A 1,144-nucleotide genomic window follows, 5' to 3' on the forward strand; every position below is an offset into this window, starting at 1 on the left:
CGTCCCGAGGGGCCTTTAGCTCAGTTGGTAGAGCACTGCGTTTACACCGCAGGTGTCGTCGGTTCGAGCCCGGCAGGGCCCACGCCTTCGTCTTTGTGGAGACTCAGTACTCTCTTGAGCCGCGCCTTCGTGAGGTTCTCGCTCACGATCCAGGCGATGTCGGCGTCGCTCGCGGCGCGCGCCTCGAGCTCACGCCAGAGAGCGGGCCCACGTTCCGGCGCTGCGGCGATCGCGACGCTCCAGCAGTAGCCCAGCGCCTGCCGCAGGGTGCGCACGTCGTCGTGGCGGCGCTGCTCGAACGGCACGGTCTGCAGGTGCTCGGTCGCCCGACGACAGGCGTCGAGAGCCGCCTCCGCCATGCGCGGCGTGCGCAGCAGCCGCGGCTCGCAGATCCCGGCGACGGCGGCGCGCACCACGCGCGACGACCCTGCGAGGAATCCGTCGACCAGCGCCAGCAGCAGCTCGGGGGATGCGTCCCCCACGCGCTGCAGGGCCATCGCGACGCCCTCGCGCACGCGCCAGTTGTCGTCCACCGCGAGTTCGGTGAGCCGCTCGAGCACGGCAGCGTCGCCTGGCCGCTCGAGGTAGAGCCGCCCGAGAGCGGCGGCCCCGCACAGCCTGCGGAATTCGTCGGGCGACCCCGTCAGCTGCCAGACGATCTCCTCGGGGGCGACGTCGGCGAAGGCATCCACCAGCGTCAGGTTCGCGCGGGGCCCCGGCAGCCAGGAGTTCTCGTCGAGGTACTTGAGCAGATGCAGCGGCTTGCGCCGCGTCGAGACGAGATCGTCCTGAGCATCCGTCCGTGCCGTCATGAGCTACTTCTGCGGCACGACGATCGTGGGGCCCTCGAGGTTGAGTACGACGGTGTGGCTGACCGAGCCGAGGAAGAAGCGCTGGATGCCCCGCGACGAACGCGTGCCGACCACGAGCAGCGAGCCGCGCGCCGCCTGGTCCAGCAGCCCCCAGGGTGCCAGCCCGTGGACCAGCTTCTTCGTGATGACGAGCTCGGGCCAATCGTCGCCGAACTGCGCCACCGATTCGTCGAGCACGTCCTGGTGCACCTTCTGCAGCGATTCGAGGAAGCCGTCGTCGGGCGGCAGGTAGGCGTCCTGCCACGGCGTGGGCTCCTGCCAGACGTGCACGA

The 1,144-nt window shown here is 70.3% G+C and carries 2 protein-coding genes and 1 tRNA gene; 1 reads left to right on the forward strand and 2 read right to left on the reverse strand.

The genetic code is table 11. The features are described 5' to 3' along the window. Positions 1-9: 9 nt before the first annotated feature. Positions 10-82 (forward strand) — tRNA-Val (locus tag ACM2XV_RS15490). Here the strand turns inward: ACM2XV_RS15490 and ACM2XV_RS15495 are convergent. Next, positions 42-812 carry a HEAT repeat domain-containing protein gene (locus tag ACM2XV_RS15495; protein ID WP_487027599.1) on the reverse strand — a complete coding sequence of 257 codons (771 nt, stop codon included), beginning with the start codon at positions 810-812 and terminating at the stop codon, positions 42-44. The two genes, ACM2XV_RS15490 and ACM2XV_RS15495, sit on opposite strands and share 41 nt — an antisense overlap. A gap of 3 nt (positions 813-815) precedes the next feature. Continuing rightward, positions 816-1,144 (reverse strand): universal stress protein (locus ACM2XV_RS15500; protein WP_487027598.1); only part of this gene is annotated, 329 nt, incomplete at its 5' end.

The sequence above is a fragment of the Gryllotalpicola sp. CP2-P1 genome (assembly GCF_057512245.1).